A 26,098-nucleotide genomic window follows, 5' to 3' on the forward strand; every position below is an offset into this window, starting at 1 on the left:
GGAGATGAATAGTGAAGCCAAATCAACACGCAAAAACACATTTATGGATTATGACGCTGTTAACGCTGGTGGGCCTTGGTCTCATTGTTCAAGGAGGATATATGCAAGCTAAAGCCCATTTTGCCCAGTTTTTAATTGAGCGTGCGTTTGAGCAAACGTTAGTCGATAACCAGCCTCATAAGCCTTGGTCCTGGGCCGACACGCATCCGGTCGCCAAAATGCGCGTTCTGCAACACAATGCACAAGGGGTACAACCATTAGGCCAGGATTTATATGTGCTTGCTGGAGCTTCTGGTCGTAATCTTGCCTTTGGGCCGAGCTTGATGTTAGCTGGCGCGGGCATCGGTGAGCAGGGCAATATGATCATCGCTGGTCACCGTGATAGCCATTTTATGCGCTTACAATATGTGAATGTCGGCGACATGATTGAACTGTATAGCGCAACAGGGCAATTACAGGTTTACAGAATAACGGCAACACAGGTGGTACATGAGAGCGCAACTGAAGTACTGGAGCAAACAGAAAACAGCAAATTAACCTTAATTACCTGTTATCCATTTGATCAGTTGGCGGGCAATGCAGAATACCGCTATATCGTTGAGGCCAAACCTATGGTGTAGCCTTTGCTGCTAAAAGAAACAGCCCAAACTAGGTAAGTTTGGGCTGTGTTATTTTACGGGTTATTTATCCCAATAGGGCGGGCTGCCGTAATAATTGGAAAAGTAGTCAATAAAAGCCCTGACTTTAGGAGCTAACAAGCGCGAGCTTGGGTAAACCGCCCAAATGGCTGCGTCATCGATTAAAGGATACTCTTCAAGCACTTGCACCATTTCACCACGTTTTAAATGCTCATAAGCTATCCAAGTGGCGCATTTTGCAATGCCCATTCCATTGGCACAAGCATCGCGAACCGCTTCTCCATGGTCGATACGAATAGAGCCTTTTATTTTCATGCTCAATGGGCCATCTGGCGTACTAAATATCCAGTTTTCAAGTCCTGCTTGTAATACAGTAATACAGTTAATAAAAAAAACCGCCTAACTGGCGGTTTTTTATGATGTAATTGGCTAACCGTCTGAGTTAACCTGAAGGAGGTTAAGCGCGCATTGATTTTTCACCACGTGCTAAACCAACTACGCCAGAGCGTGATATCTCAATGACTTTGGTGACATCGCCTATAGAATGAATAAAGGCGTCGATTTTTTCACTCGTGCCGACCATTTGAATCGTATATAAATTCGCGGTTACGTCGACAATCTGCCCTCTAAAAATATCAGCGGTGCGTTTTACTTCTTCACGCTGTTCACCTTGTGCTTTGACTTTAACTAAAGCGATTTCACGCTCAATATGAGCCGCTTCAGTGATGTTAGCCACTTTTAAAATATCGATAAGCTTATGCAATTGCTTTTCGATTTGCTCTAAGACCGACTCGTCAGCGATAACGGTGATGTTAAGTCTTGAAAGCGTAGTGTCTTCAGTTGGGGCCACAGTTAAACTTTCGATGTTATAACCGCGCTGAGAAAATAGACCGACAACTCGTGACAATGCGCCTGGTTGGTTTTCAAGTAATACAGAAATAATACGACGCATTAGCTTTTCTCCGTTTTGCTTAACCACATTTCGTTCATCGCGCCGCCCCGGATCAACATCGGATAAACGTGTTCCGTTTCATCTACGCTGATGTCCACAAACACTAGTTTGTCTTTCATTGCTAATGCTTCTGCCAATTTAGACTCTAGTTCGTCTGGGTGGGTGATGTTCATACCTACATGGCCGTATGCTTCAGCAATTTTTGCAAAATTAGGTACTGAATCCATATAAGATTGTGAATGGCGACCAGAATAAATCATGTCTTGCCATTGCTTAACCATGCCAAGGAAACGGTTGTTTAAGTTAATGATTTTAACTGGAGTATCATACTGCAATGCAGTTGATAACTCCTGAATGTTCATTTGGATTGAGCCATCGCCGGTAACGCACACTACGGTAGCGTCTGGAAATGCCATTTTAACGCCCATGGCAGCGGGTAAGCCAAAGCCCATTGTGCCTAGACCACCAGAGTTAATCCAACGCCGCGGTTTATCAAATGGATAGTACAGGGCGGCAAACATTTGATGCTGACCAACATCGGATGCAACATAAGCATCACCATTAGTCAGTTTATAAAGTGTTTCAATAACTTGTTGTGGTTTTATACGGTCAGTTGTGCGATCAAACTCTAAACTTTTACGCGAGCGCCAAATGTCAATTTCGCGCCACCATATCGCAAGAGCATCAGTATCGTTGGTTTCGTTCGACTCATCTAACAGCTCTAGCATACTGTCTAAAATATTGTCTGCAGAGCCTACAATGGGTATATCAACGCGGACGGTTTTCGAGATCGATGATGGATCAATATCGATGTGTAAAATGGTTGCATTTGGACAGTATTTTTCGACATTGTTGGTCGTTCTGTCATCAAAACGAACCCCAATACCAAAAATTAGGTCGGTGTTGTGCATTGCCATGTTGGCTTCATAAAGCCCATGCATACCCAACATACCTAAACTTTGTTTATGGGTACCAGGAAATGCGCCTAAACCCATTAGGGTGCTGATAACGGGAATGTTCAAACGTTCGGCAAGTTTAAGTATTTGTGCATCACAGCCAGATATTACTGCACCACCACCGACATATAATACAGGTTTTTTTGCGGCGAGTAGGGCGTGTAGCCCACGACGAATTTGGCCTTTATGACCGGTTGTCGTTGGGTTATATGAACGCATTTTTACACTATCAGGATAAATGTAATCGTGAAGTATATCTGGGCTTAAACAATCTTTTGGAATATCGATAACCACAGGGCCTGGGCGGCCTGTTGATGCAATAAAAAAGGCTTTTTTGACTATTTCAGGAATGTCTTTAGCGTCTTTTACTAAAAAACTGTGCTTAACGATAGGGCGTGAGATACCAATCATGTCACATTCTTGAAATGCGTCATTACCGATTAGGTTGCTTGGTACTTGGCCAGATAATACAACCAATGGAATTGAGTCCATATAAGCGGTAGCAATACCCGTTATCGCATTTGTTGCTCCAGGGCCAGATGTTACAAGCACAACACCGACTTTTCCTGTTGCACGCGCATAGCCATCAGCCATGTGAACTGCCGCCTGTTCGTGACGAACAAGAATGTGCTCAATGCCAGAAATTTTATGAAGAGAATCATAGATGTCTAAAACAGAACCACCCGGATAACCGAATATATGGCTTACGCCTTCATCGATTAGAGAGCGCACGATCATACTCGCGCCAGAAAGCTTTTCCATGAAATGAGTCCTTTTTAAGTTACCGTATGGTAAACAGCATCTTGTTATACAACGACGGTAATCGCTTTAAAAAATAAGTTTGAAGGGTAATCCAAACTCGACGATTGAATTTAGCAGTTGTTAAATTCAATGACTTGTTCATTCAGTGACCCAGATGAATCACTGACACCCATCTTATGTAAATTAAATTTTACTGCAAGCTCTTTAGTTAAATATTTTTCAAGGTTGAAATCATTTCATGTTTATGGGTTGCCTCTGGTGTCAAGTGCTACAGATTATTTACTTTGTAGCTGATCATATTTCAAACCAGCAGAAAACATTAAGGCCATCGGTGTGATGGCCTTAATGTTGAGGTATGCATAATGTTTGTGAGTTACTCGTGATGTTAACTGCTGATTAAATTAACGTCTATATTTGGCTCTTAGGTAAGCGAGATTGTATAAGTTGGCAGACACCTACAAGTAAGATGGCGCATAGCATTAATGCGGAGAAGGGCACAGCACTACCATCGTAAAAATAAGCTAATAAAGGCCCCGCCGTTGCCCCAAAACCGAAGCGTAGGGTACCAATAACGGCGGTTGCAGTGCCGGTTTCTTGTTTAAATTTTAATAATACAATGGCATCAGCATTCACCGACATAACCCCTAGTGAGCCCATTAATGGGATAAGCATGAGCACGGTAAAGTGATAGCTAAAATCCAACAAATTTACCATTAATAAGCCGCAAGCTGCAATCACGCCAAAAAATGTAGACACATGCAACATGCGTTTTGAACCATAGCGACCGACAATTCTCGAGTTAACAATGTTCGCCAGCATCAGAGCGCCAACATTAGTACCGAATAAAATCGCAAAGAGTGATTTATCTAAATTAAATACTTCCATATAGATAAAAGGCGACGCAGTTAGATAGCAAAAAAATGCAAATGCCGTTAATACGCCACTGGTGATATTGAGCTTGACTCCATCCCTTGCAAATACCGTGTAATAAGCCCGAAAAAAAGATTTTTGACTGCGACTATCGGCATCTTTATCACTGGGCATTTTTAATTTAAACAGCACGAGTGCTAACAAGGTGAAGGCATAACAACTTTGGCTTAAAAAGATTAAATGCCAGTCACCTAACTCCATAATTAAGCTGCCTAATGTTGGAGCAAGCAACGGTGCTAACATCATAATTAAGCTGACATAAGACATGCCTTTAGCCGTATTGTCGCCATAGACTTCTTTTATGTAACCCGGCACCACAACCGTGGCAGCGGCACCAATAAATGCCTGGGCAAATCGTAAAATTAAAAATTGCTCAATACTGGTACTAAAGGAGATGAGTAAACTAATAACAGTAAATCCGGATAAACCAAAGATCACTAAGGGGCGGCGTCCAATTTTATCTGCCAACGGGCCAAAAGTGAGCATTCCTAAGGCATAACCTGCCAAATAAATACTTAAAGATTGTTGTACCGTGGTAATGCTAGTGTCAAAGCCCAGTGCCAATACCGACATAGCTGGTAAATACATGTCGATGGCTAAAGGGGTAATCGCCACAATAGCGGCCAACATAGGGATCAACATTGCCAGATTAGGAATGCCTGTGGTTATTGGGGATGACGTTGATTTTACTGGCGATACCACAAAAAACCTCTAAGAGAAGATGAAACTAAAAAAACATATTTTATGTAAAAGACGCAAGAGTTTAGCATGTAATGATGCACGGTGATCCGTGATATTTGTAAGCGAGTTTGGCTTAACGTTTATCTATGATTGAGTATGTGTTTTTATGCAACATTTATATCATCAAACTTTAACAGTAGTTCATTAGGTTATTCAGCTTTAAATACTAATAAACTGGACTATTCAAAATGATGCGATTTGCAAAAGATAAAAGCACGCTGTTAGTTTCAGCACTCCTTTCTACTATGTTGCTTTCTGGGTGCGACGGCGATAATGGCCAAGATGGTGTTAATGGATTAGATGGTACTAACGGTGTAAATGGCACAGATGGCACAGATGGCACAGATGGTACTAATGGACTGTCTGCATTAGTCAATATTACTCAGCTGGAAGCTGGCAATGTGCAGTGTCCATTTGGTGGTCAGCAAATTGAGACCGGTTTAGATACTAACAATAATAACGTGCTTGATGTTGCAGAAGTTGACGCTTCACAAACACAAGTGATTTGCAGTGCAACACATGGCCAGTTGAGTATTGATCTAGTTGGCCGTTATCAATCCGGTGTATATGGCTTAAGTGCTGCTGAAATTGTTGATTATCATGCAGGTAGCCAAACAGCATTTGTAGTAAATGCACAAAGTGGCAAAGTCGATTTATTGAACTTATCGTCATTGACTCAAGCTGTTGTGACGGGAGAAGCGGGTTACACGCTAAATAATATCCCTAAAATCTCTGAATTAGATCTTAATTCGGATACTGGTTTAGCGTTGCTAGGTGCCGTGAATAGTGTCAGTGTGTCGGGTGATTTGCTCGCGGCAGCGGTTGAGCGTGCAGATGCGAATGGTAATGCTACGCAAGGTAATGGCATTGTGGCATTTTATCGATTGTCTGCCAGCGCATTACCTCAGTATTTATCGTCTGTTGACGTTGGAGCACTGCCCGATAATGTGACATTTAGCCCTGATGGCAGCGTACTTTTAGTCGCCAATGAGGGAGAGCCTAATAGCGATTATGATGTAGACCCAGAAGGATCTGTTGCCATTATTGATATCACTAATAATACGCCAGCAAGCTCGGCAACTATTGTTGGTTTTAGCGATTTTAATGTGGGAGGGACGCGAGCGGCAGAGCTAAGTGCCGACATTAAAATTAACGGACCAGGGGCAACAGTTGCTCAAGATTTAGAGCCAGAATATATTGCAGTATCGGCAGACAGTCAATTTGCTTATGTTAGTTTACAAGAAAATAACGCCATGGCAGTGATTGATATTCAAGCTAAAACTGTCACGCGCATTAATGCTTTGGGTGTTAAAGATTTTGGTTTATTGGACAACAAAATCGATGCCAGTGATAAAGACGATATGGTTAATCTGCAATCGTACGCAGGTGTTTACGGTATGTATCAACCCGATACTATTGTTAGTTATCGTTGGAATGACACTGACTTTATTGTTAGTGCTAATGAAGGTGATGCCCGTGATTATGATGGTTTTTCAGAAGAAGCACGCGCCGAAGACTTAGCCCTTGACACTAACCATCCGCAATTTGCATCTATTCAAGATGACACTCAACTCGCTCGTTTAAAAGTGACCACAAGCATAGGTGACGACAACAACGATGGCCTAGTTGATCGCATTATGGCGTATGGTGGACGTTCATTTTCAATTTGGACCGCACAAGGCCAACAAGTGTTTGACAGCGGTAGTGATTTTGAAGAAATCACCAGTGCTTTGTTAGGTATAAATTTTAATAACAATAACGATGAAAATAACGGCGATAGCCGCAGCGATGACAAAGGCCCTGAACCAGAGGCGTTAGCAATAGGGCAACTTGGTGAACGTACTTATGCATTTATTGGCTTAGAGCGTACTTCAGGCTTTATGATTTATGATATTAGCAATCCATTCGCGGTGTCGTTTGTAGATTACGTGCATAACCGCGACTTTAATGCCGACTTTACTATTGATGGCGGTGACATTGAAGGACAGGCAGCCCAAGCGGGTGACTTAGGGCCAGAGGGAATGAAATTTATTACTGCAACCAATAGCCCAACTGGATTGCCTTTATTGATGATTGGCAATGAAGTTAGCGGCACCACAACCATATACCAATTATCAATTAACTAATTGATACTAATTGAATGTTGTGAACAAAACGCCAAGGCTAATATCCTTGGCGTTTTTCTGTTAACCGACAAAAAATTTTATGATGACAACGATTGAATATGTCGTAATTAACTTGAAATAAAACTATGATAACCACCAAAGTGATTGCGGTGGAGTTGTTGTGATTTTAAGTCGATTGTATGCGTTTATGCCTGGTTTAGAGACCTTTGCTCGATATGAGAGAAGTTGGCTTAAAGACGATGTGACCGCAGCCTTATCTGTTGCGGCCGTGGCATTACCCGTTGCCATTGCGTATGCGCAACTCACTGGCGTGAACGCTGCTGTTGGCTTGTACTCTTGCGTGCTCCCCATGCTAGTTTACGCCTTGTTTGGTACATCTAGACAGCTCATTGTTGGCCCCGATGCTGCCACTTGTGCCGTGATTGCTGCGGTGGTCACGCCCCTTGCTGCTGGTGATAATTTAATGCATTGGCAGCTTGTCATGACCATGACGGTAATGACGGGTTTTTGGTGTTTAATTGCCAGTCGATTTAAGTTAGGGGTATTGGCTGACTTTTTATCAAAACCCATTTTAATGGGGTTGCTCAACGGGGTCGCAATTACCATTATTGTTGGTCAGTTCTCAAAAATATTTGGTTTTACTTTTGATGAAAAATACCTGTTAGAACGTTTAGGCGGGGCGCCGAGCTACTTGTCTCAAACCCATGTTCCAACGTTATTAATGGCAGTATTAACAGTGATTGTTTATTTTGTGATGAAACGAATTAAACCCACTTGGCCAGCGTCAATGTTTGCCATTGCCGTAGGTGCTTTGTTGGTGTGGGTGTTTAAGCTTACCCAGTACGATATCGCGGTAATTGGTTCCGTGACGGGGGGGCTACCTTCATTTCAAACACCTGCATTTAATATCGGTATTGCGCGTGAACTCGTGATGCCTGCCCTTAACTTAGCCATGGTTAGCTTTGTCAGCATGATGCTTACCGCTCGAAGTTTTGCCGCTAAAAATGGTTATGACATAGACGCAGATAAAGAGTTTAAAGCCTTGGGTTTAGCTAATATTGCGTCGGCATTATCGCAAGGTTTTGCGGTCAGTGGTGCCGACTCTCGCACTGCGGTAAATGATGCTAATGGCGGCAAAACCCAGTTAGTGTCGGTCATTGCTGCAGTATTAATTGCGATAGTGGCGATCTTTTTAACGGCACCACTTGAATATATACCAAGCGCTGCATTAGGTGTGGTACTGGTCATTGCGTCAATACACCTTATCGATTTTAAAGCTATTTGGGTATTACGATTGCGCGACCGTCAAGCATTTTACTTGGCGCTGACCACGTTATTTGCGGTGTTGTTTATTGGTGTTATTCCTGGGATTACGCTAGCGGTATTGCTTGGTTTATTTCAATTTTTACGCACGGTAATGCGCCCAACAGACCAAGTGTTGGGCCTTGATGCAAAAGGTATTATTCGCAGTATAGACGGCAGCGACAAAGCGACGGCGGTACCTGGAGTATTTATTTATCGGTTTAACTCTCCGCTAACCTATTTTAATTCAACCTATTTTAAGCGCAGATTACTTGAGCGTTTTGCGCGCCAGAATCAACTCGAGCCTGTTGATTGTGTGATTATTGATGCTGTACCGTGTTTTACGCATTTAGATTTAAGCGTGATGGCCATGCTGACTGATATTGAAGTGTTACTGCGTAAACGTGGCGTTAGTTTAGTGCTAGCCGGCAGAAAGCGACAGTTAATAAGTTGGTTCGAACAAACGGATATGGTGTCAGGTGATGAGGGTATCACAATACGCTCGGATTTATATTTGGCATTAAGGTTACATCAAAGCCATTTGGCTGCCACTTTACAACCAACGACTAATGAAGATAATACTGCAGACAATCAGTCGGTTTTAATTCACAGTCAAATTTAATCGATATCCTAAATAAGTATCTGATTATTAAGGGTTTTAATATATGTTGTCTGGGGCGGTTTTATTCTATAAAATCGCCCTAAATAATTGAGGTATGGCAATCATACCTTGTAATGACGCCCCCTCGAAAATCAGACTCTTAACTTCCTTTCTGAGTCCTTAAGTAAAGTAAAAAGCGTAGTCTTTCTGTTTGGATGTGGCATGTATGGTTTCGCAAGTAAGTGAAGCAATGCTGGATGTGATCGCAGATGCGTTGGTCGATAAAGGATACATCCTTCTATCTGACATCATTCCTGATTATGTAAGCTTAGCCTTGCTTGAAAAAATGCAAGCTGAGCAAGATATTAATTTTAAAGAGGCGGCCATTGGCCGAGGTATTGAGCAACAAATCAATACTGAAATTCGCTCGGATAAAATTAGTTGGTTAGACAATCAAGATCATACAGATCGTGAATACCTTTCGATTATGGACCAATTAAAAGAGGGCTTAAATCGACGCTTATTCATGGGGTTGTTTGATTTTGAAAGTCATTATGCCGTATACGAACCTGGTGCGTTTTATAAAAAACATGTCGATGCATTACACGGCAGCCAGAATCGTATTTTGTCGACAGTGTTTTTCTTGAATCCAGAATGGCAAGAAAGCGATGGTGGTGAGTTGGTTATTTATGACGAACTTGATCAACAACTCGATGTGGTTAATCCGCAAATTGGTACGCTCGTTTTATTTTTAAGTGAGCGCTTTCCACATGAAGTACGTCCAACGTTTAAAACTCGCAAGAGTATTGCGGGTTGGTTTAGAGTAAGTAACGCTAATCACGGCTTTTAGTCGTTAATTTTTGATGATTGAGACACAGATAATTATGTCGATAATGATTATCTGTGTTTTTATAACACGCTATTTTTATTGATATAATTCCTCAGTATTTTTGTAAGCAGCAGTTGTTGCCATGTTTTCTTACAATAATGTAACTGCTTGCCTGCACTGATACTTTTCAATTTAGTCACTATTGATATACGATAATGTGATATTAATCGTGTTCATCATTTGCTTATGTTGTTGGAACTCAAATTTTATTAACATCAACAAAATAATCTTACTACTTTGACCGTTTTTATTTCGATAGTGTAGGTATTGGCGAGCGAGACGATAAAATAACAAACTAATTTACATAAGGAAGACAATAGAATGTTCAAACCAGCAATGTGGATTTTGGCTTCATCATTTGTATGCTTCAGCTCGTCTTCGTTTGCAGAAGATGCAGCTGAAAAAGCTTTTACCAATGAATTAATTGAATGTGCTGCATATTATCAAATTAGCTCTGAAGCAATTGCTGCAATGAATGCACCGCAAATGAAGGCTGTAGGCGAACGATTAAAGACTTCTGCAACAGATGCGGTAACGCTTGCCAGTAAATATCGCGGTGCTGAACAAATTGAAAAAGATGTTGCTGCTGCTAAACAGGCACAAGTTGAAAAGTTAGCTGGGTCAAACAATCTGGGCGGTTTAATGGCGCAGTATAAAGACTCTTGCAAGACGTTAGTTGATGACCCGCAAAAGCGTTTAGATTACTGGACAATGGCAACAATGTAATGCTGTCGCAGTCAAGTCATGGTGGAAAAAACCAGTAATAGAGCTCGTCGTAAGTGAGAGTAGTTATTTAAGCGTTATTTAGTTAACCATTTTCCTTGCGGCGTTTGTATTATATGACCAGACTCTGCCGCTTGTATGGCTTTTTGTGCAGCAAGCTTTGCAACCGTATCCAGTTTTATGTGGTTACGTTCAGCAATAACAAGATAATACTTTTTACGTTTTTCGTTTACCACTCGGACCAACGCTTGAGTTTCTTGACTATCTACCACCACGCCTAAATAGCCATTTGTTTGTTCTCCAACCCAGCCCGATGTTTTGGCTTGTTGTAAGGTTACAGCCCAGACACTCGAGCACCATAATAGGCTGATGGCACACAATAGTGTCACGATTGCTAATGAAGGTTTCATCGTGCTCTCCGCTTAAAATAACTCATCATTTTCAATCAAAGTATCTAACTCTTTATCGACTTTGATCCTAATCTCATGTTCAATTTTGACATTAAGATTAATCACTATGGGTTTATCAGGTGGCTCAATTTTAACTGTGGGTGTGCAACCTGACAGCGACAAAGAGCCAAGCAAGATACTAATGCTAACAATATATATCGACGAATATTTCACGTGGATTTCCTTATAATACTACTGACTAATGTTACTGGACTTTGGTTTCAATCTTGTTTTGCAATTGGTTGCCTATCTGAGTGCTTTTGTATAATTGAATAAGGTTTTCTTGGTGGTCATAGTTAAGATGAACAGGGCGCTCAATGTCGCGACTTTTTCCTTTAACGCCTACATAAATAAAAGCATCGCCGTTAGGGGTCATATCAAAAGTGCTCGATAACTCAGTGTAGTTAAGATGCTCGAGTGCTGTAAATACCAACTCTAAATAAGGTTGAGATATGGCCAGTTGCTCCATTGCTGGATTACCTGCTACTTCGATTAACCCTCCAGGCTTACGAGCGGCTAGTTTTCCGCCAGCAATGGTTACTTTACCATCGACTAACTCGGCAGGGAGTACACCATCAAAAATACCGCTGGCTTTTACACCTACTTGAGGCTGTTCCTCTAAAAATGTAGCTAAACTTAACCCCTGCAATAAAAGATATCCATGAGATTTCTCATGCAATTTAAGCACAAACTCTGGCAGTAAAAACTGTCCGTCTAGCATGTCACCACTTGCGGTTAAACTGACGTTGGTTTCGCTTAATCCGGTGATTTGTTGAAGCCAGTTTTCAGGAACTTTATTGCCGTCTTTGTTTAATTCAATGTTGGCATTGATGTTGAGGTTAGTCATTAATAAACCCACATTAGCTTTTTTTAAACTAATGGCTGTTTGAGGGCATACTAATACGCTTTGCGCAAAGTGTTGTTCTGCTTGCGGAGTGTTCGGTTTGTCATGTTGCTGTTGCCAGTTAAATTGGCACTGTGCAAATATATCCCCACCAATAAATGATTTGTCAGCTAAGCGGCCTGATAACGATGAAAGTTGTTGCTGAATCTTCATTTCAAATTGGCTGCTGTTATTGATCTCGCTTAACGCAAAACCTGCCACTAATCGGCTGTGACCTTGAAGGTCAAAGTTATTGGGTAATGGTTGTACTTTTTTCAGGGTATTAAGAGCCGCTTCAATGTCGGTGTCAAATGTCCATTGGCCTGCTAGTGAAAGAGGACTTTTTTCATCGGCAAATTTTAATAAATGGTAACTACTTAATGTAAGGGTATCTAATTGCCATTGCTCGGTGCCTACCAATAAGCCTTTTGACAAATTAAGTTGTTGCTGCAAATTGACACTATCAAGAGCAAGCAAGGGTTGACGACGACTTTTACCAACTTGTTTTACGGCATCAAGTTGCTTAATGTTCCAACTAATATGGTTGGCGGTCGGGGTTTGTAACCAACGGGTAAAACCTTGCTTAATGCCTTCATCGCCATTTAGGCTAAATAAAACCTCTTGTTGTACGTCAATGCTAGCAATGTTGGCCGTGGCATTGGTGGTGATTGTTTTTATACTTTTTTGGCTGATGATTTGCTGGCCGATAAATTGTTTTGCGGTAACGGTAAATGGTGCCAATTGAATATCGAGGTTGTTACTTTTCTTAATGCTTGAGGTGTGAGCAAAACTAAGTGTCAACGAGGCAAGTTGCGCTGCGGTATCTTTTTGAATTTTATGAGTGGCTTTCTCACCATCTTGATGGGTAATGTATAGTTTATCAATTGTAATAGTCGAACTTGGGAATAGGGCGACATCAATATCACTTTTCTGTTGACTCCCTATCGTACCTTTCAATATTACTGAGGCTTTCTCAACGCTAATCTGTTCGATATCAATATCTGGCAATAATGTTTTGAGGTTAATTGGCTCAACATTGGACGCTGTATTTGGTGAGGCTAACTCAATACTCCAATCAAAATCACTGCGCCATTGTTGTTGGCTATTTGCCTTGATGTGGCTTAATGACAGTAGGGTGTTTAAGCGCAAGCCCTTAAGGTTTAGCGTTAGATTAGGCATGGACACTTGTGTTGTTGCAGTGTCATGTTGAAGTGGGATGAACACTTCAACTGGCTGTGTCATATTAACGGCGAGGTTAGGCTGCTCTGTTGAAGGCTGCAGTTGCTCAATGATGTGATGGATATGTAGTTTGCTGTCAGGATTGGTAATCAGTGAATCCACTAATTGCTTGATGTCGTCATCACTAGGACTCAGTTGATACTTGATAGGTGCAATCGATAATTTTAATGCTAATGTTTCAAGCATGTTTTGCGTTTCAAGCTTCGCTTTGAACGGATCTTGAATAGGATATTGACCTATATCTAGCGTGAAATTAAGCGCTTGTTTTGGAGTGAAAAAGACACTTGGCCAACGCGATGAGTGTAATGATAAATCGCGTATCGATTGCTGACTATTAAGTTCGCCAGTGATTAAGTTCAGCGTGGTGTGAGTGGTCCATTGACCTTGAACCGATAATTGCTGCTCAGTGATAGGTTTGAGTATTTTTGTCAGTTGTTGATGTAAGCCGTTTAGTAGGTTGTTACTATTTGGATTGGCCTTAAATTGTTTATCATGCAATAAGTTTAAATATTGCTGTAGTGACTCAAGTCCCTGATAACTTGAACCTAAGTCAACCAAACTGTCAAATTCCCAAGCACGTTTACCAAGCGTTGCATCGACACTGAATAATGGGAACTCATCAAAACGCCATACTGTATTGAGTTTACCTGTTTTTGATAATGTTAGATTGTCCATGGTTAAACTGTGTTGTTTTGCTTGTGCGGTATCTAACAAAGGTAATCTTATTGTGATATTACCTAAATTAATGGTTGGGAGTTTGGCAAGGTTCAATTGTAACGTAGCAGGTGAGTCTTCTGTTTGTTGCGATTGCCTTATAAAAAAACTTTCACCTAAGTCGACATATACGCTTTGTGTTTCAATGCTGACAATATCGTTGGCATTGAATTGTTGATTTTTAAGCATTTGTATACTGTCGCGCAGTTCAAGATTAAACTCTTGTACAGCAATATGGCTGTCTTCTATTTTGAGGATAAGCCTTGGAATATAAATATGATTCAATGAGACATATTCAGCATCGAAATTAAGGATTTCAATATGATTGTCTGCGAGTAAATTATTAAGCAGTTTTACCGTCAATGGCTTGGCATGTTCGATAATTGCCCACACTAAACCTACTGCGCATAACAGTATAAAAACTAAAATCCTTTTTATGGTAAATATGCGCAATAGTGACTCACTCGTTGCTTCTGTTTTGCTGTGTTTTAGCGTTGTTACAGCTCAACAATGTAGTTAGATCGATTTCGATTTAACTTAAGGTTAGCATGTTAACAGTTTGATTGAATTACCCTATAAAAGATAATTAATCCCTTTAGTGCGCCAATATGGCAATAAAAAAGGCGCAATTAAGCGCCTTATGGATAACTGTTGAATTGATTAAGATGGCATTGGTTCAACAACAATGTGCTCTAACTCAATGGCTGCAATCGCATGTAAAGCATCCATTGTGGCACCAACTAAACTAATTTTTCCTTCAGATGACTCAACCAATACTGCACGTTTAATTTCACTGTATTGACGGTTGTGTCTAATCAAATTGGACAAGGCCATTTGCATAGGTTGCATTGATGGGTTAAATGCTGCATTTTCGGCATAACGGCCACAGAATGTCGCTCCATCCATCGTTTCAAGCACTACAGCGGCATTACTATTAGTGTAAGGTGCGTAGCTGAGGCCTGTTTGATCTAATGCTTCAATGATCATTGGATCGTCAGAGTTGAGGCTAAATTCTTTTTCACGCTTACATAATAATGGCATAGTGACATCTAAGTCCGCAGGACTAAAACCATAAGGTAAATAATAAGATAAGGCTTGAGTTTCTTGTTGTGGCAAATGGATCTTGATGTTACTGCCATTGAACAATTCATTCATAAACTGACGGCAATGGCCACATGGACTGTAATTTACAATAATGTCTACAATTTCAGTTTCGCCGCTTAACCATGCATGACTAATAGCACTTTGCTCTGCATGTACACTGTGAAAAAGCGCTTCACCTGGTAGTTCAAGGTTACCGCCCATGTATAGGTCGCCACTGGCACCTTTAGCAATAGCCCCTACATAAAACTCACTGATAGGTGGGTTAGCCAGAGCAGCTGCAATAGGCAATAAATCCATTAACACTTGCTCTTCAGGTTTACCACTTGCCTTAACTAACATGGCAAATTGGCTGGCATCTATGTGGCCACAGAATTGGTCATGTAATAACGGTGCAAGTGCAGTCGCTAGTGGTTTGTCTAGTTGAGTAATGCTGTCTAAAAAACGATTTTGCATTCCCTTAATCCTTAAATGAAATAAATCGGGTAAAAGTGATGATTCACTATAATGACTGTAAGTATTGATATAGGGCTTTAAGTAACTTTTGTTTATGCTCATTCTCGCTGGTTTCTTCGACCAAGTTTTCGAGATTAATCACATAATCGGCATCCGAGAGCCTTTGTACGCAAAATTCGCGCCATCGACGAGTCTCATTATCAGACAATGTTTCTGGGTAGTTACGAGCCCGGAAACGAAATAACATTTCATTGATGCGTGGATCATCAAACTGCAATTCTAACGCCGCGAGATTTCGCGGTTCAGTATGGCAAATAATATCTATTTTGGTTTTATCAGCATGACTGAAAAAACCACCACTATATAGCATCAAGTCAGGATCGGTAATTGGCTTGCGGTCCGATTCTAATTCAAATACTTGGTTAAGCTTTTCTCGTATTTCTGGATGATTTTTTAAGCGTTTATATTGTTCACGAGCAAAGTCTTTATCAAACTGTAATTTTGCAGCTACCTCGTCGTCAAGTAATTTTGGTGAACCAATGAAAGGACACTTGTTGAGGTGAATTTGTTTTATGGGTATCGCCAATTCTGTTTCTGCTAATTCATGACGTGGGGTATACATTCTGTCGCTGATTTCTTGAGCGGATAACTCGAGCAATGGTGAAATATCCATGGCCAAGTTAATGCAAATGACAGCATTTTTATTCGTTGGGTGATAAGCCACCGGTGCTATTAAAGTTGTACAACCATTTAACGCACTGATTTTTGAGCTAACATGCACTAGAGGTTGCATTTTTAATACGTCAATATGCTCAGCAACGGCTTGCTTACGACGTAAATTAAAATAGTATTCATACAATTTTGGCTGTTGTTGTTTAATTAACTTCGCCATGGCGATGGTTGCGTAAACATCTGACATCGCGTCATGTGCTTTTTCATGACTTAACCCGTTTGCTTGAGTTAATAACTCTAATTTAAAACTTGGCGAGCCATCTTCTTTCATCGGCCAGTTAATACCTTGCGGACGAAAAGCATAACAAGCTCGAACCAAATCGATAATATCCCAACGCGAATTGCCGTTTTGCCATTCACGTCCGTACGGGTCAATAAAGTTACGATAAAAACCGTAACGGCTAACTTCGTCGTCAAAACGTAACGAGTTATATCCCACCACACAGGTATTTGGTTGGCTAAATAAACCATTGATACGGCGCATAAATTCAGCTTCTGGCATGCCTTTCATATTTGCCAGTTGTGGGGTGATGCCGGTAATGAGAATGGCTTCTGGTGCCGGTAAATAATCGGGTGATTGTTTACAATAAAAGCTCTCTGGCTCACCAATAATGTTTAACTCTAGATCCGTTCTTATCCCTGCAAATTGTGAGGGGCGATCTTTAGCCGGGTTTGCACCAAAGGTTTCATAATCGTGCCAGAATAGGGTGGGTTGAATTGCATTTGCCATAATAAAATTAAGATCCTTTTCGCGATTACTGGCATATTAACATTGATGAGCCTCAAATTGATAATAGCGTTCATGTTGGAAACTTTTTACTATGATCTCAATAGGTTTGCTAGTTTCAATTTAATAAGTAATATAAATTATACAAGTAGTATAGATTTTAAAAGGATATTGAATGCATCAACATATTTTTACTCAACCCATTGTCAGCGAAATTAAACAACCAACGTTGTTGAGGCTTCGTTTGTTAGAGTCGGTGAGTGATTTGTTGGTGTTATCGTCGATGACAAATCCTATCGCTGAGTTTGTGGTCAGCCAAGTTAACGCGACGCAAGCAACGTTGATAGTACGTCATCAGCCTTTTATCGAATTGATTTATCAAAATACGCAGCAGGTAGCAGGCAAATATGATCAGGTTAGATCGCTCGGACAAGGCACTCGTTTATATCCCATGATGGGAATAGCGCCTAGAGTGTGTATTGACCAACTCAGAAAAGGGATTGCCGTTGATATTCAAGCTGATGAACATGTCTATTTTAGTTTAGAATCTCTTGCGCGTTTTGAGTTAATAGCCCTAGAACAAGATTTACGTATTTTGAGTGAGCCTCACGCCTTAGTAATGGCCAAAGCGATTTTAGGGCGTAAGTTCGATTACGACGAACCGTCCTCAATGCTTGCTGTGCATATCAGTGAACTGGAACAAGTCAGACGCGATTTACGAGAATACCTTAAAGGTGAGTCGGGTAAAATTCATCCAGGTGTATCAACTGAGCTATTAAAACTCGATCATTTATTGCAAAATAAACATCAGTGGTTGCTTAGAACGTATCACCAATCTTTAGAGCGCCCAAATTTAGGTCGTTCGTCGAATGAGCAATTATGTAATATTGAACAATTACAGCGAAAGTTAGACTGCTTTGAGCTGTTAGCCCCTAAAGACGTGTCAGATATGGTTAGTAAACTGTCTGACGACGAAATGTAATTTTGACCATTTAGAGCCTACTCATGCCGTATATTTGTCCTATTTGTTCTGCGCCATTAATCCTAGGCGATAAAAGTTGGGCATGTTCCCTGCGTCATCAATTTGATTGCGCTAAAGAAGGTTATGTAAATTTATTGCCAGTTCAAAAGAAAAAAACCAAAGACCCTGGTGATAACAAAGAAATGATGATCGCCAGACGAGAGTTTCTTAATAAAGGTTTTTATCAACCGTTGAGCGACAAAGTAAATCAATTAGCTGCTCAATATCATCCAGATGCTGAAACGCTTTTAGATATAGGTTGTGGAGAAGGGTATTACAGCCATCGCTTATTTGAAGCCATGCAACAGGCATCTATAAATCATTGTCAGCTTTACGGTCTCGATATCTCTAAATCGGCGATACGTTCTGCCGCCAAGCGATATTCTGATTTACATTTTTGTGTGGCCAGCGTGTTTGAAATGCCATTTGCTGATGACAGCGTTGATCTTGCCATACGAATTTATGCCCCGTCAAAAGTTGAAGAGTTACAACGAGTGATGAAACCTGGCAGCACATTGATTACTGTCTCGCCCGGGCCAATGCATCATTTTGCGTTGAAACAAAAGATATACAGTCAACCAAGATTGCATCCGCAAGAATCGTTATTACTTGAAGGGTTTAACTATCTTTTGCATGAATCATTAACTTACTCGCTTACGCTAACACAAGTAGATGATATTCAACACTTCCTCAATATGACACCGTACGCATGGAAGTTGAGTGATATGCAAAAGCAACAAATTATAGAGCAAGGGCTCGAATGTGAGATCGATTTTAAAATAGAAATTCATCAACGCGAACAATCCGCTGTTGATTAAATCAGACAAATAACTAATTGATGCTCAAAGATAAACCGATTTGTTTAATCATTAAATATATTTAGCCTGGTGCTTTATCTTTGTTGACTTATTCTGAAAATGGTTTATAGTTTACTCAGCTTGAAGGTTGGGCTTATATTTAACAATACGATCAGATTCGTCCTGTAAACATAAGTAATACCGGCATTTTCCAGCTTTACCGCCGTTAAGGCTTTATTTTATATATTTACAGGATTTATATCATGTCTCAAGTTACTGGTGTTGTTAAGTGGTTCAACTCTGACAAAGGTTTCGGATTTATTGAGCAAGAGTCTGGTCCAGACGTATTCGTTCACTTCCGTGCTATCAACTCAGACGGTTTCAAAACTCTTGACGAAGGTCAGAAAGTATCTTTCACTGTGACCCAAGGTCAGAAAGGTCCTCAAGCTGAGAACGTTTCAATCGTTTAATCTTTTAGCTTCGGCTAAAAATTAAATAAATAAAGCTGTAGCATTTATGCTGCAGTTTTTTTTTGCTTGTTTCATATTTTGCTTTTTAACCTGATCTCGGTATAAGTGATGAACTTATGCTATTTAAAATCAACATGTTACCTCTCGTCACTTTCAAGCTAGCCTATTGTAAGTCTAATCAACGCAGTTAACAGGGAAAAGGACTGTTTGAAAGGCGTTTATTATCCCGATTTCAGGTTATTTAGGTAATCTGTTTACACTAGATCGCTTATCGCTTATCGCTTATCGCTTATCGCTTATCGCTTATCGCTTATCGCTTATCGCTTATCGCTTATCGCTTATCGCTTATCGCTTATCGCTTATCGCTTATCGCTTATCGCTTATCGCTTATCGCTTATCGCTTCAATATTTCGAATATCAGGCTGGTTTAATTCAGGAATCAATCGCTATAAGCGTTTATTGACTATTCTTCCTAGGTTAAAAAACTAAAGTTGAAGCGCTAATACGTCACTGATTGCCTTGAATGTTGACCCCAAAGCATGCTGAAGAGATCAATTTCTCAGACTGGTTACTGTAGAACTTCAATAATGAATATTGGTAATGGATATATCTACGTAAATTGTGATTAGAGAATATGTGTCGAGGTGTTTTCTCGGGTAAATGCTGATAAATCAATAGGTCATCGCTAATAGATAATTTCTAAAATATAACAATGGTTACGTTTTAGCTGCATTTATGAAAAAAGACCCGCTTTACCGGGCCTTTGATATTGATATGCTGCAATGTCTTAAGAGAATAGGGTTTCTTCTAACGTTCTGCCTTTTAGTATGGCTTTGTATTGCCATTGTTTCTCGGCGAATAGATTCAACAATTGCAACTCTAATTCAAAGCTGCTTTGTTTCTGGTACTCAATAACATATTGCTCATCACCGCTACGTTTAACTTCAATGACATTGATTAAACTGAGTAACTGTTGATGAAGGCTATCCATGTCACAAGTATGCATAGTGAGTGTAATAAAGTCAGTTGCCTGGCTAGCTTTAATTGAAACTGATTGTTGTAATTGGCCTTTTTCAAGGTAGACAACATGATCACAAAGTTTTTCAAGCTCATCAAGATTATGAGAACTTATGATAAATGTTGTTTCACCAGCTAAGTTTTTCACGATTTGGCGGATCTTTTTAGCATTCGCGGGATCCAGCCCAGCTGTCGGTTCGTCAAGTAATACTATTTCAGGAGCGCCGATAAGTGCTTGAGCAATTGACACTCGTTTACTCATACCGTGGCTTAAGCTTTTCGGTTTTGCCTGTGCTGAGTCACTAAGTTCAACTAGTTGCAACACTCGTATTACTTCCTGTTTTGCATCAGCTTTGTTAAACCCTTGCAGCTGAGCAAAAAAATGTAATTGTGAAGCAATCGTAAAATTAGGGTCTAATGCAGCATCTTGCGGTAGCGCGGATAGCACACCTTGTAATGCCTTGCTACCAGGAGCGTGTCCAAGTATACGAATGCTGCCACGAGTCGGTTGAATATAACCACATAACAAGCTGAATAATGTCGTTTTACCTGCACCATTTGGCCCAACTAATGCTATTGGCGCACCCGGTTGAAGAATTAAGCTAACATTGTCGAGCGCCAGCTTATTCGGGTATTGTTTTGATAAGTTATCACATTGAATAAGGATCATAAGGCACTCCGTTTCATTAATACATTGCCCAACCCTAAAATGATTACGGTTTGCACTAATGGGATGGGTGCAAATGCTAATGAGCCTAACCCTTGAGTGTTAATCATGCTAGAGATTTGTGACCCAGGTAAAATCATGCTTAAACCATTCAATTGTGGAAACTGAAAATTAATGATCGCAATGATGATGGATACTATTGCCCATAATATCACCGCAAAAATACTGGCTTGTCTTGCCGAATTTGCATGCAGGGATAAAACTGCCATTACAGCTGTGTAAGGGAGTAACACAATGACGAGATTAACCATGACTATTAAGCTGGTGGTTAATGAAGGTAATAATAAGCTTATATCACGGCTGATAACCATCACTATTGTAGCTAAAAGAGTTAATATAATTAGCGCAAATTGGATTAGCATTTGCCCTATGAAACGCCCAAAAAACAAACTGCTACGGCTTACTCTTAAGGTTAAAAACCGTAAGCTACCACGTTGTTTGTCAGAGCTAAATTGGTCTGCAGCAATAAAAATACTGAACATAGGGAATAAATACAGAGCCGCAAGCCAAAATACAGCGAACTCAGGTACTGGCCATTCAAATAAGTGTTGCAAACTACCGGGGCCAAATAATGCTTCCGTGAACTCTTTGAAATTAGGCTGCATGATAAATTCAGATGCACTTTTTATTGGGTAAAGTAATAAAATTCCCCAAATGAGCATAAAGGCAATCAAAGCAAGCATTCCGCTTTTATTGGTAAAGCGTTTGGTGAGTTCATATTTAGCTAATAACCAAATATGAGCGATCCCCGATGGGGGAGTCTTAACTGGCATAAACGTTTCCTTGCTTAAGCGGCGTCCCCGCGTAAATATCAGATTTATTGAATCAGTTTAATAAGCTTTCAAGTTGAGCTAACTTTTCTTCAAGTGCGTTGACTCGTTGTGTTAGTTCATCTATTCGGCTGTCTTGTGCAATACTTTGGTGCGTTTGTGCAGAGACGTGTAGATTGTCGTTACTGTTAACTTGGTGATCGTTTATATTGCCGCTAAAGCATTCCATAAAGCGACAATCTCGCTTGTTGGGTTCACGTGCGAGCTGCACAACTAATGACGTTTCACGTTGGCTTAATCCAATTAGGGCTGTTTCTACTTGGCTCACATCAGCAAATTCGTGTAACCGAGCACTACGAGTTTTAAGTTCACCAGGTGTTTGTGGCCCACGTAATAGCAGTACACAAATCAGCGCCAATTCTGCACTATTAAGCTGTAACTCGCTAAATTCAGTGTTACAAAATCGATGTTTGTATTTAATCACACGGCTACCAAATCCAGACTGTTCGCTGATTAAGCGCTTTTTATTGAGATCTTCAATAATGTCTTGCACATCGGATTCACTTAAAGACAGTACTGGTTCGCGACTGCTTTTTTGGTTGCATGCGAGAGTTAATGAGTTAAGAGATAAGGGATATTGATCTGGTGTGGTGAGTTCTTTCTCGAGTAAACATCCAATAACCCGAGCTTCTAAGGGCGTTAATTCCATACACTATCCTTATTATAAATAATCTTTGCAATGTTAGTGTTTATATCAGAGTAGGGGATTTATACCAATTAGAAACCATCAGATTACTGACTTGTGCCACTCAAGTTGGAGAGTTATTTATTAAGGTAATGAAAAATGGCGTGGTTTAAAAACTGGTATATCCGAGATTATCGTCAATAGATGTGAAATGAATCCGTCAGAATCATTAGTGATTAACATAATGTTGTTCACCCATAATCCAAACGTTTAAGCCATCTATTTACATGGTGAGACGAATACCATCACTTTCGATGCTGATTTCACCTGCTTTGAATAAGCCTCCGATCGATTTTTTAAAGGCTTTTTTGCTCATTCCCAGTTGATCATAAATGATATCTGCATCTGTTTTGTCGTGTAACGGTAAGAAACCATTAGCACTGCGTAACTTGTTTATGATCAAACGCGCATTTTTGTCTAAGTCTTCTTTACCACTTTTTTGCAGTACTAAATCAATTTTGCCATCGCTGCGCATTGATTTAATGTAACCAGTCACTTTTTGACCAAAACGAAGTTTTTGGAATACTTCGTTGGTGTAAATTACGCCCCAATGCAAATTATTGATGATGGCTTTGTAACCTAAATCAGTTGTGCCGCCGATAATTAAGTTAACTTGTTCGCCATCGGTGTAATGTGCTTCAGTTTTATCGACAAACTTATCGAGTTTAGACGATGCCATGATGCGCTCATCGGCGTGGTTGGCATGAACATAGACTAAATATGAACGGCCTTCTTCTGCAGGTTTGTGTTGCTCACCAAATGGCAGCAATAAATCTTTATCTAAGCCCCAGTCTAAAAATGCACCATAAGGACCCGTCGCGACGACTTTTAAGTAAGCAAAATCACCGACCTGAGCTAGCGCTTTTTGGGTAGTGGCAATGACAATGTCTTCAGAGTCTAGGTAAAGAAATACGTCGACCATATCACCGACATTACAACCGGTAGGGACAAATTTATTAGGAAGCAAGACCTGTCCTAGCTCTTGAGCATTTAAGTAAACCCCAAAGTTCACTTGCTTTACGACTTCTAATGAATAACGTTTACCGATTTGTATCATGAATGACTCTACTTAAATAAAAGATGAAAAGGTGATTTAATCTAAATCGATTAATTATACACGTAAATCAACACTAAGTTGTGTCAATTACTTATCAGTGAAACGTTTTTTTAGTTGGCAAGATTATTGAACTCTTTCAATAGAAAAAAATGTCCCTTTTTATAGTAATTAATGGGTAATTTACTTGCATTACACTGCATTGCGGGTTTTAATTGCGCCGATTTTATCAAGGCGAGTGTCGGTACTATTTCTGTGTATGAAAGTGATCTATCCATTGATTATTTCAGTAAAACATTGGCAATGGACAAACCAAGAGGTTCGCCTTCAATATTTGCAAGCCATGCTGATGTAAGACTAATATGTATTTACAAAAAGCTTAAGCGCAGTCAAGACGACGAGTTGAATTGACCATTAAAGGTCATCTCATTTGACGCTTAAACTGTGGATTGCAACAAAAGCGTGTTGTAACGGCTGGCCAATAAGCTAAACCGTGAAATATAACAACTTTACTTGAGACAACGTCAAGTCGTTGTCGGATTTTTAACAAGCAGCAGATCGATGTTTGTTGCTTACTTTGATACAAATACGGAAAATAATTATGTCTGATTGGTCTATCGAAGATGCTCGTGCGGGTTATAATGTGACTCACTGGAGCCAAGGTTTTTACGGTATTCGTGAAGATGGCGAAGTGACCGTGTCACCTGATCCACAAAATCCTGATCATAAAGTTGGCTTAAATGAATTAGCCAAAGATATGGTCAAAGCGGGCGTTTCGTTACCGGTACTTGTTCGTTTCCCACAGATTTTGCACCACAGAGTAGAGAGCTTATGTGAAGCATTTAATGATGCTATTACTAAGTACGACTATCAAAATGATTATTTGTTAGTTTACCCAATTAAAGTGAACCAACAACAAACTGTCGTTGAAGAAATTCTTGCTAGCCAAAAATCGAAAGAAGTACCACAGCTAGGCCTTGAAGCTGGCAGTAAACCAGAGTTAATGGCTGTATTGGCTATGGCACAAAAAGCCAGTTCTGTGATCGTGTGTAACGGCTACAAAGACAAAGAATATATTCGCTTAGCGTTAATTGGTGAAAAGCTGGGCCATAAAGTTTACATCGTGCTTGAAAAGATGTCAGAACTTAAAATGGTATTAGCAGAAGCCGAAATGCTAGGGGTTACACCACGCTTAGGCCTTCGCGTTCGTTTAGCGTTCCAAGGCAAAGGCAAGTGGCAAGCAAGTGGCGGAGAAAAATCTAAATTTGGTTTGTCTGCTGCGCAAGTATTGAAGGTCGTTGCCGAATTAAAAAATGCTAACATGCTTGATTCGCTACAACTATTGCATTTCCACTTAGGTTCGCAAATTGCCAATATTCGTGATATTCGCCAGGGTGTGGGTGAAGCTGGTCGTTTTTATTGCGAATTACGTCAGCTAGGTGCAAACATTAAGTGTTTTGATGTTGGTGGTGGTTTAGCGGTTGATTACGATGGTACTCGTAGCCAAAGCAACAACTCAATGAACTACGGTTTAAGTGAGTATGCTAATAATATTGTTAATGTATTAACTGATTTATGTAATGAATACGAGCAACCAATGCCGCGTATTATTTCTGAGTCTGGTCGTCACTTGACTGCTCATCATGCTGTCCTAATTACCGATGTTATTGGTACTGAAGCATATATGCCAGAAGTGATTGAAGCGCCAGCAGAAGACGCTCCACAGTTATTACATAACATGTGGCAGTCTTGGGAAGACATTAGTGGCGGCAACGATCAACGTGCCATTATTGAGATCTACCACGATACCCAAAGCGATATTGCAGAAGCGCATTCATTATTCGCAGTTGGCCAATTTAGCTTAGCGCATCGTGCTTGGGCTGAACAAGCTCACCTACGCGTATGCCATGAAGTAAAAGGCTTATTAAGCAATAATAATCGTTATCACCGTCCAGTTATTGATGAATTAAATGAAAAGCTAGCCGACAAGTTCTTTGTTAACTTCTCTTTATTCCAATCGTTACCAGATGCATGGGGTATCGACCAGGTATTCCCTGTGTTGCCATTATCTGGTTTAGATAAAGCGCCAGAACGTCGTGCTGTGATGTTGGACATTACCTGTGACTCAGACGGTATTGTTGACCAATATGTTGACGGTCAAGGTATTGAAACCACATTGCCGGTACCTGCTTGGAGTGAAGAAAGTCCTTACCTAATTGGTTTCTTTATGGTGGGTGCATACCAGGAAATCTTGGGCGACATGCATAACTTATTTGGTGACACTAACTCTGCTGTTGTGCGTCTTGACGAACATGGCGCTGCCAATATTGAATCAGTATTGCAAGGTGATACTGTTGCTGACGTATTGCGTTATGTTAACTTAGATGCTGAAGAGTTTATGCGCACTTTTGAAGAACTAGTGACTCAGCATATTGTTGAAGACGAAAGAGCGAGCATTTTAGAAGAGTTACAAGCTGGTCTAGATGGTTATACTTACCTAGAAGATTTCTAATCTTTATCGTTTGTGATTGTTAAAGAGCCTTAGTTATGAATAATAGCTAAGGCTTTGTTTATTA

General features: G+C 40.3%; 23 protein-coding genes. 10 read left to right on the top strand and 13 right to left on the bottom strand.

Annotated elements, in window-relative coordinates; genetic code table 11:
• Positions 1 to 11 precede the first annotated feature (11 nt).
• Entirely contained in the window at positions 12 to 620 is a 609-nt protein-coding gene (locus IEY40_RS08325) for a class GN sortase (RefSeq protein ID WP_229777052.1), read from the top strand.
• A gap of 60 nt (positions 621 to 680) precedes the next feature.
• On the opposite strand, the gene IEY40_RS08330 is transcribed toward IEY40_RS08325, so the two are convergent.
• The 4 genes from IEY40_RS08330 to IEY40_RS08345 form a co-directional block, all read right to left on the bottom strand.
• A complete protein-coding gene (locus IEY40_RS08330; protein ID WP_188955093.1) occupies positions 681 to 953 on the bottom strand; it encodes a LysR substrate-binding domain-containing protein in 273 nt (90 codons plus the stop codon).
• A gap of 142 nt (positions 954 to 1,095) precedes the next feature.
• Positions 1,096 to 1,590 (bottom strand): acetolactate synthase small subunit, encoded by a 495-nt coding sequence (gene ilvN / locus IEY40_RS08335; protein ID WP_188955095.1) that lies wholly within the window; start codon positions 1,588 to 1,590, stop codon positions 1,096 to 1,098.
• Positions 1,590 to 3,308, bottom strand: a complete 1,719-nt coding sequence (locus tag IEY40_RS08340) for an acetolactate synthase 3 large subunit (protein WP_188955098.1) — start codon at positions 3,306 to 3,308, stop codon at positions 1,590 to 1,592. Before IEY40_RS08340 ends, ilvN begins: the two co-directional genes overlap by 1 nt.
• Before the next feature lie 408 nt (positions 3,309 to 3,716).
• Positions 3,717 to 4,880 (bottom strand): multidrug effflux MFS transporter, encoded by a 1,164-nt coding sequence (locus IEY40_RS08345; protein ID WP_188955350.1) that lies wholly within the window; start codon positions 4,878 to 4,880, stop codon positions 3,717 to 3,719.
• Between the two features lie 287 nt (positions 4,881 to 5,167).
• On the opposite strand from IEY40_RS08345, the gene IEY40_RS08350 reads away from it, so the two are divergent.
• The 4 genes from IEY40_RS08350 to IEY40_RS08365 all read left to right on the top strand — a co-directional run bounded on the left by IEY40_RS08350 (position 5,168) and on the right by IEY40_RS08365 (position 10,623).
• On the top strand, positions 5,168 to 7,105 hold the full coding sequence (locus IEY40_RS08350) for a choice-of-anchor I family protein (protein WP_229777053.1): 1,938 nt from the start codon (positions 5,168 to 5,170) through the stop codon (positions 7,103 to 7,105).
• A gap of 187 nt (positions 7,106 to 7,292) precedes the next feature.
• Positions 7,293 to 9,029 (top strand): SulP family inorganic anion transporter, encoded by a 1,737-nt coding sequence (locus tag IEY40_RS08355; protein WP_188955354.1) that lies wholly within the window; start codon positions 7,293 to 7,295, stop codon positions 9,027 to 9,029.
• Between the two features lie 205 nt (positions 9,030 to 9,234).
• Positions 9,235 to 9,858 carry a 2OG-Fe(II) oxygenase gene (locus IEY40_RS08360; RefSeq protein ID WP_188955100.1) on the top strand — a complete coding sequence of 208 codons (624 nt, stop codon included), beginning with the start codon at positions 9,235 to 9,237 and terminating at the stop codon, positions 9,856 to 9,858.
• Between the two features lie 360 nt (positions 9,859 to 10,218).
• Positions 10,219 to 10,623 (top strand): hypothetical protein, encoded by a 405-nt coding sequence (locus tag IEY40_RS08365; RefSeq protein WP_188955101.1) that lies wholly within the window; start codon positions 10,219 to 10,221, stop codon positions 10,621 to 10,623.
• A 74-nt stretch (positions 10,624 to 10,697) separates the two neighbouring features.
• Here IEY40_RS08365 and IEY40_RS08370 read toward each other — a convergent pair whose 3' ends face one another.
• From IEY40_RS08370 to sbcB, 5 genes are all read right to left on the bottom strand, one after another.
• The gene (locus IEY40_RS08370; protein ID WP_188955102.1) at positions 10,698 to 11,030 is read right to left on the bottom strand and encodes a YdbL family probable chaperone protein; all 333 of its coding nucleotides are present in this window, start codon (positions 11,028 to 11,030) and stop codon (positions 10,698 to 10,700) included.
• Between the two features lie 12 nt (positions 11,031 to 11,042).
• Positions 11,043 to 11,243, bottom strand: a complete 201-nt coding sequence (locus tag IEY40_RS08375; protein ID WP_188955103.1) for a YnbE family lipoprotein — start codon at positions 11,241 to 11,243, stop codon at positions 11,043 to 11,045.
• A gap of 31 nt (positions 11,244 to 11,274) precedes the next feature.
• A complete protein-coding gene (locus IEY40_RS08380; RefSeq protein ID WP_438811086.1) occupies positions 11,275 to 14,358 on the bottom strand; it encodes an intermembrane phospholipid transport YdbH family protein in 3,084 nt (1,027 codons plus the stop codon).
• Between the two features lie 207 nt (positions 14,359 to 14,565).
• The gene (gene cdd / locus IEY40_RS08385) at positions 14,566 to 15,462 is read right to left on the bottom strand and encodes a cytidine deaminase (protein ID WP_188955107.1); all 897 of its coding nucleotides are present in this window, start codon (positions 15,460 to 15,462) and stop codon (positions 14,566 to 14,568) included.
• 46 nt (positions 15,463 to 15,508) lie between these two features.
• Positions 15,509 to 16,924, bottom strand: coding sequence for an exodeoxyribonuclease I (gene sbcB, locus IEY40_RS08390; RefSeq protein WP_188955109.1), 1,416 nt, complete (start codon positions 16,922 to 16,924; stop codon positions 15,509 to 15,511).
• Positions 16,925 to 17,096: 172 nt separating this feature from the next.
• Here sbcB and IEY40_RS08395 point away from each other — a divergent pair, with 172 nt between their 5' ends.
• From IEY40_RS08395 to IEY40_RS08405, 3 genes are all read left to right on the top strand, one after another.
• Positions 17,097 to 17,903, top strand: a complete 807-nt coding sequence (locus IEY40_RS08395; RefSeq protein ID WP_188955110.1) for a hypothetical protein — start codon at positions 17,097 to 17,099, stop codon at positions 17,901 to 17,903.
• 23 nt (positions 17,904 to 17,926) lie between these two features.
• Positions 17,927 to 18,760, top strand: a complete 834-nt coding sequence (gene rlmA / locus IEY40_RS08400) for a 23S rRNA (guanine(745)-N(1))-methyltransferase (protein ID WP_188955112.1) — start codon at positions 17,927 to 17,929, stop codon at positions 18,758 to 18,760.
• A gap of 242 nt (positions 18,761 to 19,002) precedes the next feature.
• Positions 19,003 to 19,209, top strand: coding sequence for a cold-shock protein (locus IEY40_RS08405; RefSeq protein ID WP_011637160.1), 207 nt, complete (start codon positions 19,003 to 19,005; stop codon positions 19,207 to 19,209).
• Between the two features lie 787 nt (positions 19,210 to 19,996).
• Here the strand turns inward: IEY40_RS08405 and IEY40_RS08410 are convergent.
• The 4 genes from IEY40_RS08410 to IEY40_RS08425 form a co-directional block, all read right to left on the bottom strand.
• Positions 19,997 to 20,896 carry an ABC transporter ATP-binding protein gene (locus tag IEY40_RS08410; protein ID WP_188955114.1) on the bottom strand — a complete coding sequence of 300 codons (900 nt, stop codon included), beginning with the start codon at positions 20,894 to 20,896 and terminating at the stop codon, positions 19,997 to 19,999.
• The gene (locus tag IEY40_RS08415; RefSeq protein ID WP_188955116.1) at positions 20,893 to 21,726 is read right to left on the bottom strand and encodes an ABC transporter permease; all 834 of its coding nucleotides are present in this window, start codon (positions 21,724 to 21,726) and stop codon (positions 20,893 to 20,895) included. Before IEY40_RS08415 ends, IEY40_RS08410 begins: the two co-directional genes overlap by 4 nt.
• 52 nt (positions 21,727 to 21,778) lie before the next feature.
• The gene (locus tag IEY40_RS08420) at positions 21,779 to 22,432 is read right to left on the bottom strand and encodes a YceH family protein (RefSeq protein WP_188955118.1); all 654 of its coding nucleotides are present in this window, start codon (positions 22,430 to 22,432) and stop codon (positions 21,779 to 21,781) included.
• Positions 22,433 to 22,691: 259 nt separating this feature from the next.
• Positions 22,692 to 23,525 (bottom strand): CvfB family protein, encoded by an 834-nt coding sequence (locus tag IEY40_RS08425; protein WP_188955119.1) that lies wholly within the window; start codon positions 23,523 to 23,525, stop codon positions 22,692 to 22,694.
• 171 nt (positions 23,526 to 23,696) lie between these two features.
• Here IEY40_RS08425 and IEY40_RS08430 point away from each other — a divergent pair, with 171 nt between their 5' ends.
• Positions 23,697 to 23,933, top strand: coding sequence for a hypothetical protein (locus IEY40_RS08430; protein WP_188955121.1), 237 nt, complete (start codon positions 23,697 to 23,699; stop codon positions 23,931 to 23,933).
• Positions 23,934 to 24,123: 190 nt separating this feature from the next.
• The gene (gene speA / locus IEY40_RS08435) at positions 24,124 to 26,034 is read left to right on the top strand and encodes a biosynthetic arginine decarboxylase (RefSeq protein WP_188955123.1); all 1,911 of its coding nucleotides are present in this window, start codon (positions 24,124 to 24,126) and stop codon (positions 26,032 to 26,034) included.
• Positions 26,035 to 26,098 lie beyond the last annotated feature (64 nt).

The organism is Shewanella ulleungensis, from assembly GCF_014648315.1.
Lineage (GTDB): Bacteria > Pseudomonadota > Gammaproteobacteria > Enterobacterales > Shewanellaceae > Shewanella > Shewanella ulleungensis.

What these genes read in the sequence shown, in the direction of transcription:
- IEY40_RS08365 (WP_188955101.1), top strand. Translation starts at nt 10,219, where the DNA reads ATGTTCAAACCAGCAATGTGGATTTTGGCTTCATCATTTGTATGCTTC.
- IEY40_RS08350 (WP_229777053.1), top strand. Translation starts at nt 5,168, where the DNA reads ATGATGCGATTTGCAAAAGATAAAAGCACGCTGTTAGTTTCAGCACTC.
- sbcB (WP_188955109.1), bottom strand. Translation starts at nt 16,924, where the DNA reads ATGGCAAATGCAATTCAACCCACCCTATTCTGGCACGATTATGAAACC.
- IEY40_RS08420 (WP_188955118.1), bottom strand. Translation starts at nt 22,432, where the DNA reads ATGGAATTAACGCCCTTAGAAGCTCGGGTTATTGGATGTTTACTCGAG.
- IEY40_RS08340 (WP_188955098.1), bottom strand. Translation starts at nt 3,308, where the DNA reads ATGGAAAAGCTTTCTGGCGCGAGTATGATCGTGCGCTCTCTAATCGAT.
- IEY40_RS08405 (WP_011637160.1), top strand. Translation starts at nt 19,003, where the DNA reads ATGTCTCAAGTTACTGGTGTTGTTAAGTGGTTCAACTCTGACAAAGGT.
- IEY40_RS08425 (WP_188955119.1), bottom strand. Translation starts at nt 23,525, where the DNA reads ATGATACAAATCGGTAAACGTTATTCATTAGAAGTCGTAAAGCAAGTG.
- rlmA (WP_188955112.1), top strand. Translation starts at nt 17,927, where the DNA reads ATGCCGTATATTTGTCCTATTTGTTCTGCGCCATTAATCCTAGGCGAT.
- IEY40_RS08395 (WP_188955110.1), top strand. Translation starts at nt 17,097, where the DNA reads ATGCATCAACATATTTTTACTCAACCCATTGTCAGCGAAATTAAACAA.
- IEY40_RS08345 (WP_188955350.1), bottom strand. Translation starts at nt 4,880, where the DNA reads ATGTTGATCCCTATGTTGGCCGCTATTGTGGCGATTACCCCTTTAGCC.
- IEY40_RS08355 (WP_188955354.1), top strand. Translation starts at nt 7,293, where the DNA reads ATGCCTGGTTTAGAGACCTTTGCTCGATATGAGAGAAGTTGGCTTAAA.
- speA (WP_188955123.1), top strand. Translation starts at nt 24,124, where the DNA reads ATGTCTGATTGGTCTATCGAAGATGCTCGTGCGGGTTATAATGTGACT.
- ilvN (WP_188955095.1), bottom strand. Translation starts at nt 1,590, where the DNA reads ATGCGTCGTATTATTTCTGTATTACTTGAAAACCAACCAGGCGCATTG.
- IEY40_RS08410 (WP_188955114.1), bottom strand. Translation starts at nt 20,896, where the DNA reads ATGATCCTTATTCAATGTGATAACTTATCAAAACAATACCCGAATAAG.
- IEY40_RS08415 (WP_188955116.1), bottom strand. Translation starts at nt 21,726, where the DNA reads ATGCCAGTTAAGACTCCCCCATCGGGGATCGCTCATATTTGGTTATTA.
- IEY40_RS08330 (WP_188955093.1), bottom strand. Translation starts at nt 953, where the DNA reads ATGAAAATAAAAGGCTCTATTCGTATCGACCATGGAGAAGCGGTTCGC.
- IEY40_RS08360 (WP_188955100.1), top strand. Translation starts at nt 9,235, where the DNA reads ATGGTTTCGCAAGTAAGTGAAGCAATGCTGGATGTGATCGCAGATGCG.
- IEY40_RS08370 (WP_188955102.1), bottom strand. Translation starts at nt 11,030, where the DNA reads ATGAAACCTTCATTAGCAATCGTGACACTATTGTGTGCCATCAGCCTA.
- cdd (WP_188955107.1), bottom strand. Translation starts at nt 15,462, where the DNA reads ATGCAAAATCGTTTTTTAGACAGCATTACTCAACTAGACAAACCACTA.
- IEY40_RS08430 (WP_188955121.1), top strand. Translation starts at nt 23,697, where the DNA reads ATGGGTAATTTACTTGCATTACACTGCATTGCGGGTTTTAATTGCGCC.